The sequence below is a fragment of the Microbacterium sp. genome (assembly GCF_036566905.1).
GTDB lineage: Bacteria > Actinomycetota > Actinomycetes > Actinomycetales > Microbacteriaceae > Microbacterium.
Genome location: NZ_DATCVK010000204.1, coordinates 35,742 through 51,838, shown reverse-complemented (window position 1 = coordinate 51,838; position 16,097 = coordinate 35,742). Strand labels below are relative to the sequence as shown.

Annotated in this window: 14 protein-coding genes; 7 read left to right on the top strand and 7 right to left on the bottom strand. The window is 71.6% G+C overall.

Features of this window, described 5'->3' with window-relative positions; genetic code table 11:
- Together VIP82_RS17295 and VIP82_RS17290 are read left to right on the top strand one after the other, a co-directional pair.
- Positions 1-1,689: CHAT domain-containing protein (locus VIP82_RS17295; protein ID WP_331910853.1), on the top strand; the 1,689-nt coding region annotated here is incomplete at its 5' end.
- Positions 1,673-3,928, top strand: coding sequence for a caspase family protein (locus VIP82_RS17290; protein WP_331910851.1), 2,256 nt, complete (start codon positions 1,673-1,675; stop codon positions 3,926-3,928). The genes VIP82_RS17295 and VIP82_RS17290, both read left to right, overlap by 17 nt.
- Before the next feature lie 19 nt (positions 3,929-3,947).
- Here the strand turns inward: VIP82_RS17290 and VIP82_RS17285 are convergent, their stop codons facing one another.
- Complete coding sequence (locus VIP82_RS17285) at positions 3,948-5,498, bottom strand: 5-oxoprolinase subunit B/C family protein (protein WP_331910849.1); 1,551 nt, start codon at positions 5,496-5,498, stop codon at positions 3,948-3,950.
- Between the two features lie 16 nt (positions 5,499-5,514).
- Entirely contained in the window at positions 5,515-6,270 is a 756-nt protein-coding gene (locus tag VIP82_RS17280; protein WP_331910847.1) for a 5-oxoprolinase subunit PxpA, read from the bottom strand.
- A 116-nt stretch (positions 6,271-6,386) separates the two neighbouring features.
- On the opposite strand from VIP82_RS17280, the gene VIP82_RS17275 reads away from it, so the two are divergent.
- Positions 6,387-8,156 (top strand): dipeptide ABC transporter ATP-binding protein, encoded by a 1,770-nt coding sequence (locus VIP82_RS17275; protein ID WP_331910845.1) that lies wholly within the window; start codon positions 6,387-6,389, stop codon positions 8,154-8,156.
- A 19-nt stretch (positions 8,157-8,175) separates the two neighbouring features.
- Here the strand turns inward: VIP82_RS17275 and VIP82_RS17270 are convergent, their stop codons facing one another.
- The 3 genes from VIP82_RS17270 to VIP82_RS17260 all read right to left on the bottom strand — a co-directional run bounded on the left by VIP82_RS17270 (position 8,176) and on the right by VIP82_RS17260 (position 11,949).
- Complete coding sequence (locus tag VIP82_RS17270) at positions 8,176-9,138, bottom strand: ABC transporter permease (RefSeq protein WP_331910843.1); 963 nt, start codon at positions 9,136-9,138, stop codon at positions 8,176-8,178.
- 43 nt (positions 9,139-9,181) lie between these two features.
- Entirely contained in the window at positions 9,182-10,186 is a 1,005-nt protein-coding gene (locus VIP82_RS17265) for an ABC transporter permease (RefSeq protein ID WP_331910841.1), read from the bottom strand.
- 104 nt (positions 10,187-10,290) lie between these two features.
- Entirely contained in the window at positions 10,291-11,949 is a 1,659-nt protein-coding gene (locus VIP82_RS17260; protein WP_331910839.1) for an ABC transporter substrate-binding protein, read from the bottom strand.
- Between the two features lie 257 nt (positions 11,950-12,206).
- On the opposite strand from VIP82_RS17260, the gene VIP82_RS17255 reads away from it, so the two are divergent.
- From VIP82_RS17255 to VIP82_RS17245, 3 genes are all read left to right on the top strand, one after another.
- Positions 12,207-13,070, top strand: coding sequence for a spermidine synthase (locus tag VIP82_RS17255; RefSeq protein ID WP_331910837.1), 864 nt, complete (start codon positions 12,207-12,209; stop codon positions 13,068-13,070).
- Positions 13,071-13,157: 87 nt separating this feature from the next.
- Positions 13,158-13,685 carry a tetratricopeptide repeat protein gene (locus tag VIP82_RS17250; RefSeq protein WP_331910835.1) on the top strand — a complete coding sequence of 176 codons (528 nt, stop codon included), beginning with the start codon at positions 13,158-13,160 and terminating at the stop codon, positions 13,683-13,685.
- 50 nt (positions 13,686-13,735) lie between these two features.
- Positions 13,736-14,227, top strand: coding sequence for a SprT-like domain-containing protein (locus VIP82_RS17245; protein ID WP_331910833.1), 492 nt, complete (start codon positions 13,736-13,738; stop codon positions 14,225-14,227).
- Between the two features lie 6 nt (positions 14,228-14,233).
- On the opposite strand, the gene VIP82_RS17240 is transcribed toward VIP82_RS17245, so the two are convergent.
- Positions 14,234-14,875 carry a 2-phosphosulfolactate phosphatase gene (locus VIP82_RS17240; RefSeq protein WP_331910831.1) on the bottom strand — a complete coding sequence of 214 codons (642 nt, stop codon included), beginning with the start codon at positions 14,873-14,875 and terminating at the stop codon, positions 14,234-14,236.
- A gap of 87 nt (positions 14,876-14,962) precedes the next feature.
- Between VIP82_RS17240 and VIP82_RS17235 the strand changes: the two genes are divergently transcribed.
- On the top strand, positions 14,963-15,469 hold the full coding sequence (locus VIP82_RS17235) for a hypothetical protein (RefSeq protein WP_331910829.1): 507 nt from the start codon (positions 14,963-14,965) through the stop codon (positions 15,467-15,469).
- Between the two features lie 6 nt (positions 15,470-15,475).
- Here VIP82_RS17235 and VIP82_RS17230 read toward each other — a convergent pair whose 3' ends face one another.
- Complete coding sequence (locus VIP82_RS17230) at positions 15,476-16,069, bottom strand: NADPH-dependent FMN reductase (protein WP_331910827.1); 594 nt, start codon at positions 16,067-16,069, stop codon at positions 15,476-15,478.
- Positions 16,070-16,097 lie beyond the last annotated feature (28 nt).

Genomic DNA, 16,097 nt, shown 5'->3' with positions numbered 1-16,097 from the left:
GGGCTCGCACCTGCCGCACCGGCACCGCCCGTGCCCGCACCCGCTCCGGCCGCGCCCGCACCGGCTCCGGGGTCGCCGACCACCGGTCTGGACGGCGCGACACCGGTCCCGGCCGTCGTCGACGCGGAGGTTCCCTCGCGCGTCGTCGCCGGCGTCGCGTTCGATGCGGTCGTCAGGCTGTCGCTGGAGGACCTCGCCCCGACGGCCGGCACCGCGCACAAGAAGACCCGGGCACGGTTCGACCCGTCGCGTGACATCGAAGTCGGCATGCAGCTGCGCGGCCTCGCCTTCGCCGACGGCACCCCGTCGGTCGTCACGACCTCGCTGCCCGCGAACGGGGACGGTCCCCGGCGACTCGTCTTCCGACTGGTACCCGACGCACCCGGGCGTGGCCACATCACCGTGACGTTCACCCAGCCGCCCGTGGTGGCGCCGCTCGCCGTGCTGGCACTGAGCACCCTGATCCTCTCGGACGACGCCGACGACCCGACCGGCGACGTGCGTCTGGTGGCGGCATCCGTCGCCGCGCCGCCGCGCAGCATCGCGGACCTCCCGACCCTCGTGATCGACGAGTCGATCTCACGCGGCCGCTCCGAGCTGCTCATCACGGCGAAGATCGGCAGAACCGTCGTGAAGAACTCGGTGCGTCTCGACGACAAGAGCGCATACGTCGAGGGCATCTACGCGGACCTCGCGGCGATCAGATCGGCGTATCGCCAGGCGGTGGAGGAGGATCCCGACGAGGCCGAGGAGGCCGCCGACACCGTCCGCCGCGATGTGCGCACACTCGGCGCCCGGATCGCGGAGGATCTTCTCGGCGATGAGGTCAACGCCCTGCTGTGGAGCCGGCGCCGGAGGATCTCGCAACTGGTGCTGCAGACGTCAGGGGAACTCGACATCCCGTGGGAGATCCTGCACCTCGTGCCCGTCGGCACGCAGCGACCCGACCCGGAGCGCTACTTCCTCGGCGACCTCGGGCTCACGCGCTGGATGTACGGGACGACACGACCGACCGTCCTGCCCGTCGATACCAGCCGTGTCGTCGCGATCGCCCCCGACTACATCGATCACAATCTGACCCTCCCGCGCGCCCGCGAGGAGATCGAGACCCTCGGCGACCTGCTGGCGCTCAGCCCCCGCCCGGCCGCCGATCCCGTCGCGTTCCGCCAGGCGATCGCGGATGGCTTCGACCTTCTCCACTTCGCCGGGCACGGCCGATGGCGAGACGTCGATCCGCGTGGGCAGGAGATCGCGTTCGCCGCGTTCTCAGAGGATCACGACGACGGAACCGCCTCGTACACCGACTCCGACGCCCGGCGCGACCTGCCCGAACTCGACGAGCCGCAGGCCGCGGCATCCGCCCCGTTCGTGTTCCTGAGCGCGTGCGACGTGGGCCGGCTCCGCTCGGGCGCCACCGGGCTCGGCGGGTTCGCGGAGGTGTTCCTCCGCGGCGGAGCGGGCGTGTTCATCGGGTGCTCGTGGGCGGTTCGCGATGACGTCACCGCGCTGTTCGTCCGCACCTTCTACACGCAGACGCTCGGCGAGGGCGCAACCGTCGGCGAGGCGGTGCTCGCCGCACGACGGGCGGCCCGCGAGGCCGGCGACCTCACCTCGCTCGCCTTCACCGTCTTCGCCGACCCGCGGGCGAAGCTCGTCCGCAGCGGCCTCGCGCGTGACGACCACCCCTGACCTCACCCTCCACCACCAGCAGACAGGACGTGACACCATGCCCGACACCACCGCGACCGCCCGTGGCGCGACGCTCAGCGCCGCGGAGCTCACCGCACTGCGCAAGCACGTCGTCCACACCGAGGACGGCAGGCTCGCCACGGCAGCGAGCGCCAAGCCACGCACCGTCGACGATTTCAAGACCACGGCCGACGACGTCAAGCGGATGATCGACGTCGACCTCGGCGCGTTCGTGGACCAGCAGGCGAAGAAGACGCCGGCCGGCGAGGCGCCCGCGCCCGTTCCGGTGCTCATCTGGGCCCACGGCGGGCTCACCGACAAGGCCGCGGGGCTGCAGACGGCCCAGCGGCAGGTCGGGTGGTGGAAGAAGAACGGCGTGTATCCCCTCCACCTGGTCTGGGAGAGCGGTTTCAAGACCACTCTCGAAGACGTCGTCCGGGGCAAGGCCGGCAAGCGCGGTTTCACCGACCTCACGGATCTCGCCGTGGAGGCCGCGGCCCGGGTGCTCGGCGGGCGGAAGTTCTGGGACGACATGAAGCTCGACTCCGCCGGCGCCTGCCTTCCGGCCGTCGACGGCGGCGCAGCCGGCGGCGCGTACGTGCTCGCGGCGGCGCTGCGGGAGTACATGGCCGCGAACGCCGGCGCCATCGAGCTGCACATCGCGGGGCACAGCGCCGGGTCGATCTACCACTCGCACTTCGTGCCGCGGCTGTTCGAGGGCGACGACAAGGTCGAGAGCGTGAAGAGCGTGACCTTCCTGGCGCCCGCGGTGCGCGTCGACACCTTCGAGGCGACACTGCTGCCCCTGGCCGAGACCGGGAAGATCGAGAACCTGTCGATCTTCACGATGAACGAGAACCAGGAGAGGCGCGACAACACGGCGGGGGTCTACCGCAAATCGCTCCTGTATCTCGTCTCGCGGGCGTTCGAGGCGGAGAAGGATGCCGAGATCCTCGGTCTCGAGGAGCACCTGCGTCGCTCGGGACGGACGATGGCCTACCTCGGCGACACCTCCGAGCGCCTCGTCCTCGGTCCCGTCGCCCGCGGCCGGCGCAGCAGCACGCAGGCGACCTCGCACGGCGACTTCGACAACGACGAGGAGACGATGATGAGTCTCGCGCGGCGCGTCGTCGGCGTGCCCGACAGCGACGAGACCGACCACGTGGCCGTCTTCCCGCGCCGGACGCGCGAGGTCAGCGAATTCACCCCTGCGCCGCGCCCCGAGCCGACCGGCGCCCGCGGTGCCGCACCGCGCAAGCTCGCCCTCTGCATCGGCATCGACGCGTACCCCAAGGACCCGCTGAGCGGCTGCGTGGCGGACGCCGAGGCGTGGGCCGACGCGCTCACCGACGCCGGCTTCAAGGTGGAGTCGATCCACAACGCGGACGCCACCCGCGACGCGATCCTGCGGGCGATGCTCGACAAGGTCTCGTCGGCGCGCGACGGCGACATCGTCGCGATCCAGTTCGCGGGCCACGGCACGTTCGTCCCCGACCTCGACGGCGACGAGACCGACACGTTCGGGCCCAAGGATGAGGCTCTCTGCCCGGTCGACTTCCGCGAGGGTCAGCTCATCGTCGACGACGACCTCGGCGCCATCTGGGACGCGATCCCAGACGGGGTGTCGGTCACGCTCTTCTTCGACTCGTGCCACTCCGGCTCGGTGAACCGCGAGATCACGCCCACCGAGTTCGAGTCGCGGAAGATCCCCGCCGGCGCGACACCGCGCATGACGGTGCTCGACGCGGACGAGGAGGCGGCGTTCCGTGAGGAGCGCGCGGCGTCCCCGGCGGATGCCTTCCGCACGGCCGCCTGGAAGCGGGTCGTCGAGGTCGAGACCGACCGCGCCGCGGTGCCGCGTGCGCAGCGGGCCGACGGCCGGGAGGTGCTGATCAGCGCCTGCCAGCCCGATCAGGTCGCTCTCGAGACGAACGGGCACGGCGTGTTCACGTCGGCCGCCCTCAGCGTGTTCGCCAAGACGCCGGCGCTCACCAACAGCGAGTTCGTCGCCGCGGTGTTCGACATCCTCGACGACACCTACGAGCAGCGACCGATGCTGTCGGCGGCCGGTGCCCTGAATGCGCGCGGCCTGCTGTCCTCGCTGCACGACGCGCTTCCCGCTGCGGCATCCGTCGCGATCGAGACGGACGGCCACCGCGCGCCGGCCGAGATGCGCACCGCCGCCATCGTGGCCATTCTGCGCGCGACCGCCGACCTGCTGGAGGCCGGCGGCAAGTGAGGCGGCTTCGGTAGTCCCGTCACACGGGCGGGCGCGCGTGCCGGAATCGGATGCGCGTGCCCGGCCGGGCCTGCGCGACGAGGTCGAGGCAGGCCGCCGTCACGACCGCGATCACGGGGTAGCCACCGGTCACGGGCCCGTCCGCGAGGAGGATCGTGGGCCGGCCGCTGGGCGGCACCTGCAGCGCCCCCGGGACCATGCCCTCGCTCGGCAGCTCGCCGGTGCGCACGCGGGCGAGCTCGGGCCCGTCGAGGCGTGCGCCCACGCGATCGGCGTGATTCGAGACCGTCCACACGGCGTCGTACAGCGTCGTCAGCGCCTCCGGCGCGAACCAGTCGGCGCGCGGCCCCGGTGCGAGCTCGAGCTCGAGCTCGTCGTCGTGCGGCGCGCCCCACGCCGCGGGCGGCGCGACCGGGATCGGCATGCGGGCGTCGTCGAGGACCCCGACGCCGTCACCGGCGCGGAGCGCCGCAGGTCCGAGTCCCGCGAGCAGATCGGTCGAGCGCGAGCCGAGGGCGGTGCGGCCGTCGAGCCCGCCCCGCACCGCGACGTAGGCGCGCGCCCCGTGCGAGAACCAGTCCAGATGCAGCTCGGCGCCCGCCGGCCACCGATGCGCCGCGTACGGATCGGCCTCCCGCCCGTCGATCCGGACGACACCCCAGGCGCCGGTCACCGCGACCCACAGATCCGTCTCCGCGACGGCACGCAGCCCGCCCATCGTGACCTCGATGGCGGCTGCGCCCTCGGGGTTGCCGAGCAGTCGGTTGGCGGTGCGCAGGGCCCCACGATCCAGTGCCCCCGAGACGGCCACGCCGACGGATGCCGCGCCCTCTCGTCCGAGGTCCTGCAGGGTTGCCAGCAGGCCCGGTTCGAGGATCCGGATGCCGCCGGCTCGCGCGTCGCTCGGGGCTGGAGGGGGCGTGGGCGCGGCGGCGGCACCGGCCTGCGCCATCGGCCGGAACCGAACGCGGGTCCCCGGCGCGAGGAGCGCGGGGGATGCGGCATCCGGGTCGAACAGCGGCGCGGTGGTCGTGCCGATGAGCCGCCAGCCGCCCGGGGTGTCGCGCGGATAGGCGCCGGAGAATCCGCCGGCCAGCCCCACCGCGCCCGCGGGGACGCGCGTGCGCGGCGACTCGAGGCGCGGGACGTCGAACGACCAGTCATCGCTCGCGAGGTAGCCGAAGCCCGGCGCGAAGCCGGTGAACGCGACGCGCCACTGCGCGGCGGAATGCCGTCGCACCAGCTCGTCGGCACCGATGCCGAGCAGGCGCGCGGTGTCATCGAGATCAGCCCCGTCGTACACGATGTCGAGGTCGACGAGCGGTCCATCAGCCCCGGCGCCAGTCCCGGCGTCCGCGGCGGCGGCGAGCGCCCAGGCACGTGCGGCCGTCAGCGGCATCAGCCCCGGATCGACACGGACCAGCAGGGTCCGTGCGGCCGGGACGAGGTCGACGACGCCGTCCGGTCGCGAGGCGGCGAGCGCGGCGTGGAGCGCCAGCACTTCGTCGAGCGCATCGGCTTCGAGGAGGAACGCCCGCTCCCCCACGGGCCGCACGCGCGCATTCAGCACGGCGACCACCTGCGGCTCACCATGGTGCCCGCACCTCCACGCCCGCGCCGTCGAGCGCGGCACGCACCGCGCGAGCCATCTCGACGGCAGCCGGCGAGTCGCCGTGCACGCACAGGGAGGCGGCATCGGCCCTCACGAGCGACCCGTCGATCGCGTCGACCACGCCCTCCCGCGACAGCCGCACGGCCCGCGCCGCCACCTGCTCGGGGTCGTCGAGCAGGGCACCCGGCCGCGAGCGGGGCACGAGCGAGCCGTCGGGCAGGTAGCCGCGGTCGAGGAAGGCCTCGTGCACGAACGGAAGGCCGACGGATGCCGCAGCCGCCGTCATCTCGCCCGGCAGGCCCAGCACCGGCAGCGGCCGCCCGACGACGGCGGAGACGTCGGCCACGACGCGGGCGACGGCGTCGGCCTGAGCCCGGTCGCGGATCACGGCGTGATAGAGCGCCCCGTGCGGCTTGACGTACCGGAGGTCGGCACCGGCGAGGCGCAGGGCTTCGAGCTGCTCGGCGACGGCCGCCGCGAGGTCGGCGGGGTCGATCGCCACGGCGATGCGCCCGAAGTTCTCGCGGTCGGGGTACGACGGATGAGCTCCCACCGCCACGCCGAACCGCTCGGCTCGTGTGACGGCGTCGCGCATCGACACGGCGTCGCCCGCATGCCCGCCGCACGCGATGCTCGCGCTCGAGATCACCGCGAACATCGCCTCGTCGTCGGCGGTCGGCATCCCGTCGACGGTCTCGCCGAGGTCCGCGTTGAGGTCGATCTCCGCCATGGCTCCACGGTACTGCGGCAGCGCCCGGGCGAGCGGGGGACCCCGCGCGTTACGGATCCGTAAAGGCTGGCGCCGCACCGATGCGCGAAATCACTCCGGCAGGCAGGATGGAGCGCATGGCCCGATCCACTGAACGTGTCGCGGCCGGGGCGCCGCTGCTCCAGGTCCGCGACGTCGCCGTCGAGTTCCAGACCATCGACGGCCCGGTGCACGCCGTCGAAGGCATCGACCTCGACCTCGCGGCCGGTGAGACGCTCGCGATCGTGGGCGAGTCGGGCTCGGGCAAGTCGACCACCGCGATGGCGGTCATCGGCCTGCTGCCGGGCAACGGCAAGGTCACTCGGGGCAGCATCATGTTCGAGGGCGAAGACCTCGTCGGCGCCTCCGAGGGCGTCATGCGCACGATCCGCGGCCGCTCGATCGGGCTCGTGCCGCAGGACCCGATGTCCAACCTCAACCCGGTGGCCAAGATCGGCAGCCAGATCGCCGAGACACTCCTCGCGCACGGCCTCGCCACCCGGCGGGATGTCGACCGCAAGGTGGTCGAGACGCTCGCCGCGGCGGGCCTTCCCGACGCCGCCGCCCGCGCGAAGCAGTACCCGCACGAGTTCTCCGGCGGCATGCGCCAGCGCGCGCTCATCGCGATCGGCCTCGCGTGCGACCCGAAGCTGCTCATCGCCGACGAGCCGACGAGCGCCCTCGACGTCACGGTGCAGAAGACGATCCTCGATCAGCTCGACCGAATGACGAGCGAACGCGGCACGTCGGTCATGCTGATCACGCACGACCTGGGCCTCGCCGCAGAGCGCGCCGCACGTGTGGTCGTCATGAACCGCGGACGCATCGTCGAGCAGGGCCCGGCGCGGCAGATCCTCGAGGACCCGCAGCACCCGTACACGCAGGCGCTCGTCAAGGCCGCGCCCTCGGTCGCCGCGGTGCGGCTGCGGCCCGACGTGTTCCGCGCCACCGCTCCCGCGGCGCCGAAGCCCGACATCGCCCCGGCCATCGAGCCGACGGATGCCGCCCCCGCCGCGGTGACCGAGCACGGGGTGACCTCGGCCGAGCCTCCGGCCGAGACCGCGGCCGAGGCATCCGCTCCCGACTACATCGTCGAGGTCGAGAACCTCACCAAGGTCTTCAAGGTGCGCGGCAGCAAGGAGGACTTCACCGCGGTGCAGGACGTGTCGTTCGCCATCCCGCGCGGCGAGACGGTGGCGATCGTGGGCGAGTCGGGATCGGGCAAGACCACCACGGCGCGCATGATGCTGCGCGTCTTCGAGCCGACGAGCGGCTCCATCCGCTTCGACGGCCAGGACGTCACGACGCTCAAGGGCGGCGACCTCAAGCAGTTCCGCCAGCGCGTGCAGCCGATCTTCCAAGACCCCTACTCGTCGCTGAACCCCATGTTCTCGATCGAGCGGATCATCTCCGAACCCCTCGACTTCTACAAGCGCGGATCGTCGAAGGAGCGCGCCGCCCGTGTGCGGCAGCTGCTCGACGACGTCGCGCTGCCTCAGTCGATGCTGCGCCGGTACCCGTCCGAGCTGTCGGGCGGCCAGCGGCAGCGCGTCGCCATCGCGCGCGCCCTCGCACTGTCTCCCGACCTCATCGTCTGCGACGAGCCGGTGTCGGCCCTCGACGTGCTCGTGCAGGACCAGGTGCTGACGCTCCTGCGCGACCTGCAGCGCGAGTACGGCCTGAGCTACCTCTTCATCTCGCACGACCTGGCCGTCGTGCGGCTGATCAGCGACTACGTGTGCGTCATGAAGGACGGGCAGCTCGTGGAGGCGGCATCCTCCGAGGAGATCTTCACCAACCCCCGCGACCCGTACACGCGTCGCCTGCTCGCCTCGATCCCCGGCAACGAGCTCGACATCGCGGTCTGACCGCCGCGCTTCGACAGGCTCAGCGGGCGCGGGTGCGTGGGTCCATGGCCTCGCGCAGCGCCTCGCCGAGGAGCGTGAAGCCCAGCGCCGTGACGGTGATGCAGATGCCGGGCAGGATCGCGATCCAGGGGTTCACGGCCAGCTCGAGCTGCGCGTAGGTGAGCATGCGGCCCCACTCGGCGGTCTGCGGCACGCCGCCGCCGAGACCGAGGTACGACAGGCCGGCGGCTTCGATGACCGCGGTAGCGAGCGTGAGCGTCGCCTGCACGATGACCGGTCCGACCGCGTTGGGCAGCACATGGCTCATCGTGATGCGCCCGCGGCCGAGGCCGAGGGTGGCGGCCGACAGCACGTAGTCGCTCGAGCGCTGCTGCAGCATCGATGCCCGGAGCAGTCGCGCGAAGATCGGCACCTGCGCGGCGCCGATGGCGATCATGATCGCGAGGGGGGTCTGCCCCATCAGCGCCGCGATCGAGACGGCGAGCAGCAGCGAGGGCACCGACAGCAGGATGTCGACGAAGCGCATGATCGTCGTGTCGACCCAGCCGCCGAACGTGGCGGCGACGAGACCGAGGATCATGCCGCCGACGAGGCCGAGCAGCGTCGAGACGATGCCGATCACGAGCGACGCCCGCGCACCCCAGATGAGCTTGGAGAGCATGTCGCCGCCGAAGCGGTCGAGGCCGAGCGGGAAGCCCTCGATCTCGCCGGGACCGGGGATGTGACCGGGGGTGATGTACTGCTGCCCCGGAAGCTCCTCGGGACCGTACGGCGCGAGCAGGGGCGCGAAGATCGCCACGAGAACGAAGATCGCGATGATGACCGCGCCGACCCATGCGCTCGGGTTGCGGCGCAGGCGGCGGAAGACGTCGCGCCAGAAACCGCCGCCGCGGGTCTTCGCAGCGAGCAGCTCCTTGTCGTCGACGGCGGTGTCGTCGACGGGTCCGCCGCTGGGGGCGGGGGGAAGCATCGCGGACGTCATGCCGCACCTCCGATGGGGTTTCTGATCAGCTGAGCGCGCGTCATCACTGCACCCGCACTCTCGGATCGATGAAGCTGTACGACACGTCCACGGCCAGGTTGATGAGCGCGTAGATGACGGCGATGAAGAGGATGAACCCCTGCAGCACCGGGTAGTCGCGCGTGAAGATGGCGCGCGAGAGGAACGAGCCGATGCCGGGGTAGGCGAACACCGACTCGGTCAGGATCGCCCCCGACAGCAGCAGGCCGAACTGGAGGCCGATCGTGGTCACCACCGGCAGCAGCGAGTTGCGCAGGATGAACCGGCCGCGGATCGTGCCGCGGGAGATGCCCTTCGCCATGCCGGTGCGGACGTAGTCCGAGTTCTGCACCTCGAGCACCGAGGCGCGGGTGATGCGCGTGATGATCGCGAGCGGGATGGTCGCCAGGGCGATGCCCGGCAGGATCAGGTGCAGGAACGCGTCCCACGCGGCATCCCACTCCCCCGTGATGATGCCGTCCAAGACGTAGAAGTTCGTGTAGTGCGTCGCGTCGAGGCGCGGGTCCTGGCGGCCGTCGGAGGGGAGCCAGCCGAGCTGCACCGCGAAGATCCACTTCAGGATCACGCCGAGGAAGAACACCGGGATCGTGATGCCGATGAGGCTCGCGAAGACGGCGAAGTGATCGGCGGGCTTGCCCTGCCTGCGTGCCGCCCAGTAGCCGATCGTGATGCCGACGCCCACGGCGAGGATGATCGCGAACATCGTCAGTTCGAGGGTGGCCGGGAACCGGCGCGCGAACTCCTCGGTGACGGGACGCTGGGTCTGGATCGAGACGCCGAAGTTGCCCTGCAGCAGCTGGCCCAGCCAGGTGAAGTACTGGGCGATCAGCGGCTCGTTGAAGCCGTAGAGCTCATTGATCTCGGCGATGCGCTCCGGTGTGGCCCGTTCGCCGAGGAGCGCGACGGCCGGCCCGCCGGGGAGGGCGCGAACCCAGAAGAACAAGAGGATGGTCAAACCGAAAAGCGTCGGGACGAGCAGAAGGAGGCGCCTGCCGATGGTGCGTAGCACGTGGGATTCTCCGGGGACGGCGACCGGCGGTCGCGGGCGGGCGGACGGCGGGACCCGGATGCCCCGCCCCGGCGCGGGCCGGGACGGGGCATCCGGTCACGGCGTCACTCGCTGAGCTCGACCATGTTGTAGACCTCGTCCTGCACCGGGCTAGCCGGGTAGGACGTGACGCGCGCGTCGAACGCGAGCGTCGGCACCGGGTGCGCGAGCGGCACACCGGGCAGGAACTCCATGATCTGCTCGTTGATCGCCTTGTAGGCGGCCTCCTGCTCGTCCTCGGTCGCGAGACCGCGTGCGTCGGTCAGCGCCTGGAACAGCTCGGCGTTGTCGAAGCCCCACTCGTTGGTCGGCAGACCGAAGAACGTGCCCACGAAGTTGTCGGGGTCGTTGTAGTCGCCGGTCCAGCCGAGAAGGTGGATGCCGTGCTCCGTGCCGCCCTGGATCAGGTCGAGGTACTCGACCCACTCGTTCGTCACGGGGTTGATCACGATGCCGACGGCCTCGAGCTGGCTCTGCAGGTTGGTGAAGATCTGCTCGGGGTTCGGCATGTACGGCCGCGAGATGTTCACCGGGTAGTTGAACGTGACCGTCAGCGGGTTCGCCTCGGTGTAGCCGGCCTCGGCGAGGAGGGCCTTGGCGGCCTCTGGGTCGTAGGCGTAGTCGGTGACGTCCTCGTTCCAGCCGATGACGGCCTCGGGCATGAACTGGCTCGCCGCCACCGTGCCCTCCGGGAGCACCTGCGTGATGAGCGCGTCCTTGTCGATCGCCTGCGCGATCGCCTGGCGCACCTTCGGGTCGGACAGGCCCGGAGCGGCCTGGTTCATGCCGAGGTACAGGACGTTGAACGGGTCCCGGTTGACGAGCGAGAACCCGGCGTCCTCGAGCGCCTGCAGGTCGGCGGGCGCGACCAGGTCGTAGCCGTCGATGCTGCCGGCCTCGAGCGCCTGACGGCGTGCCGTCGTGTCGCCGATGACGCGGAAGATGACCTCCTGGACATCGCCCTGCTCGCCCCAGTAGTCGGGGTTGGCCTTGAGGACCGTCTGCTCGCCGAGCGAGATCGAGTCGAACACGAACGGACCGGTGCCGGTCGGGTGCTCCTGGCCGTACTCGCTCTGGATGGGCGCCTCTTCGGTGCCGCCCACCTCGTCGGCCCCGTACTCCTCGAGTGCCGTCGGGCTCTGGATCGAGAACGACGGCAGCGACAGTGCGGGAATGAACCCGGCGAACGGCTGCTTCAGCGTGATGGTCGCCTGCGTCTCGCTGTCGGCGGTGCAGCTGTCGTAGATGGAGTCAGCACCGAAGCCGCGCATGATGACGCCCCAGTAGTACGCCATGCTCTGCGACGCCGCGACACCGGTGAAGGCGTTCTGGCGGTCGAAGTTGAAGCAGACGGCCTCGGCGTTGAAGTCCGTGCCGTCGTGGAAGGTCACGCCCTCTTCGAGGGTGAAGACGTAGGTCGTGTCGTCCGGCTGCTCCCAGCTCTTGGCCAGGAGCGGGGCGGGGTCGGCGGTGCCGGGCACCGTGCCGACGAGGCCCTCGAAGATCTGGCGCGCGACGCGGAACGTCTCGCCGTCGCTCGCGAACGCGGGGTCGAGGCTGGCCGGGTCTCCCGACGCGCCGAAGACGAACGTCGAGTCGACGTCGCTGCTCTCTTCGTCGCTGCCGCCGTCGTCGCGCTGACTCGCGCAGGCGGTGAGGACGATCGCGCCGACGGCGACCGCGGCCACGCCGGCGAGCCAGCGCCTTCTCGCAGTGTGGAGCATGTGCTGTGCACCTTCCATGTCGTGTGGGCTCCGCTGCACGTCATCGTGGAGCAGAGGTGCGCGCAAGCCCTCAGCGGGGTGTGATGCTCCGACGCTACCCGGGCGCAGCACCCGCGTCGGTTACACCTGTGTCTCGATTCGGTTTCGGCGGCGACGGATGCCGTGATCTCAGCGTTCTGCGCAGGGCCCCGCACCGATGCCGGGCAGAAGTGTCAACGACACCCGGCTCGCTGCGGCGTTGCGGCTAACGTGGAGGCATGGCACGCGCACGGGAAGAGGCCGCCGTCCCGGCCGTCCGTCTTTCAGATGGCACACTCGCCCGCGTGGTGCGGTCGTCCTTCGGCGGCGGCTGGGAGCTCGATGTCGACGGCACGCCGCAGTCGCACGTCGACCAGGACGACCCGACCCACCTGCACTTCGAGTACGTCGCCCGCATGGGGGCCGTGATCGACCGGCTCAGGATGCCGGGGCAGCCGCTGACCGCGATCCACCTGGGCGCCGGCGCCCTCACGATCCCCCGCTACGTCGAGGCGACGCGGCCGGGCTCGCGGCAGCAGGTGGTCGAGCTGGAACCCGCCCTCTGGGACCTGGTGCGCGAGAACCTGCCGCTGCCGCGCGGCGCCTCGATCCGGGTGCGGATCGGCGACGCCCGCGAGGCGCTCGGGCGGCTTCCCGCCGGGCTGGTCGGCGCCGCGGACCTCGTCGTGTCGGACGTGTACTCGGGCGCGCAGACCCCGGCACACCTGACGACCGTGGAGTTCTTCACGGAGGCCTCGCGCTTCCTCGCCCCCGACGGCGTGCTGCTGGTCAACGTCGCCGACGGCGCCGGCCTCGCCTTCGCGCGCCGCGAGGTCGCCACGGTGCAGGCGGTGCTCCAGCACGTCATCGTGCTCGCGGAGGTGCAGACGCTCAAGGGCCGCCGCTTCGGCAACCTCGTGATCGCCGCCTCCCGGGCCCCTCTGCCGACCGAATGGCTCCCCCGGCTCATGGCGGCCGGTCCGCACCCCGCCAAGGTGGCGGAGGGCCGCGAGCTCGACGAGTTCGCGCGCGGCGCCCGGGTCGCCACCGACGCCGATGCGACCCCGTCGCCGAAGCCCTCGGCATCCGTGTTCACCCGCTGACCGGCACGACTCGGCGTGGCACGCCCGCGAGGATCGGGGCGGCAGGCACACTGGGATGTGCCATCGGCGCGGCGAAGGGAGTCAGACGTGAGCTACATCAGCGGGTACGATCCCGACACTCTCCGCGAACAGGTGAATCCGAGCCAGTGCAAGGAGCGGCTCGAAGAGATCGGCGAGCAGCGCAGCCTTCCGGCGCTCCTCGAGCGCGTGTGGCTCCTCAAGGTGCTGGATCGCGCCGAGGACGCCCTGGTGATCTCGGAGCAGTCCGTGCGCGTGGCGCGCATGGCCGGCACCCGCAAGGACCTCCTGCGGGCCCGCATCCTCCATGCGACCGTGCTGCAGGCGCGGGGCGCCTTCACCGCCGCCGAGCAGGAGCTCACCACCTGCGCGGCGGAGGCCGAGGGACAGGGCTGGGCCAGCATCGGCGCCTTCGCCTACCAGCATCGGGGCAAGGTCCACTTCGACGCCGGCGACTACGAGTCCGCGCGCAAGGACTTCAAGCGCGCACTGTTCCTGCGCCAGGAGTCCGGCGCCACCGAGGACCAGCTGGAGTCCACTCTCCTCGCGATCGACGCCGCCGACCGGCGCCGGGCCGCGGCATCCGTCGCCAGCTGAGGTGGATGCCGTCGCTCTGAGTGTCGGAGATATGTTCTAGTCTCGCCTCCATGTCGGAACTGCATCGCGTGCGGCACTGGGCCGAAGCCCTCATAGCCGCCCACCTCGACCCCTCGTGGAGCTTCGCGTTCGACAACGCCAAGCGGCGCGCGGGGCTGTGCGACTACACGCACAAGCGCATCAGCGTGTCGCGCTACCTGGCGGCGCGCTACGACGACGACACCAACCACCAGACCCTGCTGCACGAGGTGGCGCATGCCCTGGCGGGTCCTCGCGCCGGACACGGTCCCCGCTGGAAGGCTGTCGCGCGCGAACTCGGCTACGTGGGCGGCGCGACCCACCAGGGCGAGACCGCGACCGAGCTGGCCCCGTGGGTCGGCGTGTGCCCGGCCGGCCATGTCGCCTACCGGCACCGCAAGGCGACCCGGCCCACGTCGTGCGCCAAGTGCGCTCCGCATTTCGACGAGCGCCACGCCTTCACGTGGACCCGGCGCGAGATCACCCGCGCGACGCGCCTGGCCGCGCTCACCCCGCGGGACTGAAGCGCATCAGTACGCGACGAACGAACCTTCGCGCAGCACCGGCACGACGGATGCCGCATCCACCGCGGCGACGTCGAGGACCTCGTCACGGGCACCCCGGTCGAGGAGCTCCTGACCCGAGCCGCTCGCGGTGAGCAGGTGGCGCACCGCGCCGCGCAGGCCGCGGAACGCCTCGCACGCGGCGGCGGACTCCGGCGAGGTGTGGTCGATGCCGAGCGCGCCGAGGGCGTCGACGATCGCGCCGGCGCCGAGCTGGTCCTCGACGGCGAATCTCAGCGGCGCGTCCGGCTCGCGGCCGGCGAGCTCGCCGGCCGCGATCACCGCGATGCTCGTGCGCTCGGCGCGGCGGTGCTGGATGTCGAGCACCGCGTCGGCCACCGCTGCCGCGTTGCGGAGACACCCCAGCAGCACCGTGGCATCCGACCCGCCGGCGGCCTCGGCGATGGCGGCGCCGTTGAGCGAGACCGCGTGGGCGGAGGCGTCGAGCGGCACGCTCTCGCCGCGCGCGACGGCATCCGTCACCGTCGTCGAGAACCGCAGCACGTCGACGATCACGACGACGTCGGCGGGCGCGAGGCGCCGGAGTCCGGCGACTCCCCAGTCGTGGCGGACCTGGTAGCGGCGCTGGTCGAAGGGACTCTCGGGCATCCGTCCAGCGTAGAACGCAGCATCCGGAATCCATGCCGTCGAGCCTCCGCCCCGTGCCCACGCGGAGGCAGGGTGCGAGACTGGAGCATGCGGATCCTGCTGAAGTTCGTGATCGACTGCGACCCCGACGCCGCGTGGCGGGCGGTGCACTCGCCGCGAGCGGTGGCCGAGCTCTACGGCCCGGTGATGGATCTGGCGCCGCTGGTGCCGCGCGGCCTGCCGACCTCGTGGACTCCCGGCGACGACGTGCCCGTGCAGCTGTCGGCGTTCGGCTCGGTGCCGATGGGGCGCCAGCTGATCCACGTCAGCGAGCGGTCGGTCGACGAGCCCGGCGGGCGCGTGCGGGTCTTCCGCGACAGCGGCATCCCGCTGACCGGTCCGCTCGCGAGCCTCGACGTCTGGGATCACCAGATGGCCGTGTCGCCGGCGCCGGGGCAGCCCGGCAAGACGCTGTGGCGGGACCGCCTCGTGATCGGCGGTCCGACCGCGCCGTTGCTGTGGCCGGTGCTGTGGGGCATCTGGCAGTGGCGCGCGGCGCGCGTGAAAGCCCTCGCACCCGGCTGGGCGCACGACCCCGAGCCCGCCGACGCCTGAGCGAGGTCAGGCCTGCGGGATCACCGTGAGCACCCGCGCGGTGTACTCGAGGAACTTCCCCATGAACATGCGGAGGAACTCCTCGGTCGACGCGACGGTCACCTCACCGTCGGCTTCGATGAGTCCCGGCGTGAAGTGGATGTACGCCTCGGGAGTCGTCATCTGGCGCGCGTTGAGGAAGCTCAGCGTGCTGCGCAGCGACTGCTGGCCCACGGCGGTGCCGATCTGCCCCGGGGACGCGCCGATGACGGCGGTCGGCTTGTCGGTCCACGCGCTCTGACCCCACGGCCGGCTGCCCCAGTCGATCGCGTTCTTCAGGGCGCCGGGGATCGACCGGTTGTACTCGGGCGTCACGAACAGCAGCGCGTCGGCCGAGCGCACCGCGGCCTTGAAGTCGAGCGCGGCGTGCGGATAGTCGGTGTCGAGGTCACGGTTGTACAGCGGAAGGTCGGCGTACGAGATCTCGAAGAACTCGAACTCCGGCGGCGCGAGCCGCTGCAGGGCCAGCGCCAGGCGCCGGTTGACGGATTCGCGCGACAGGCTGCCGACGATGACGCCGACGCGGTAGGGCGGTTCGTGCTCCACGATGTCGATCTGCATGATCCCAGCCTGCACCCGCCCGCCGGTC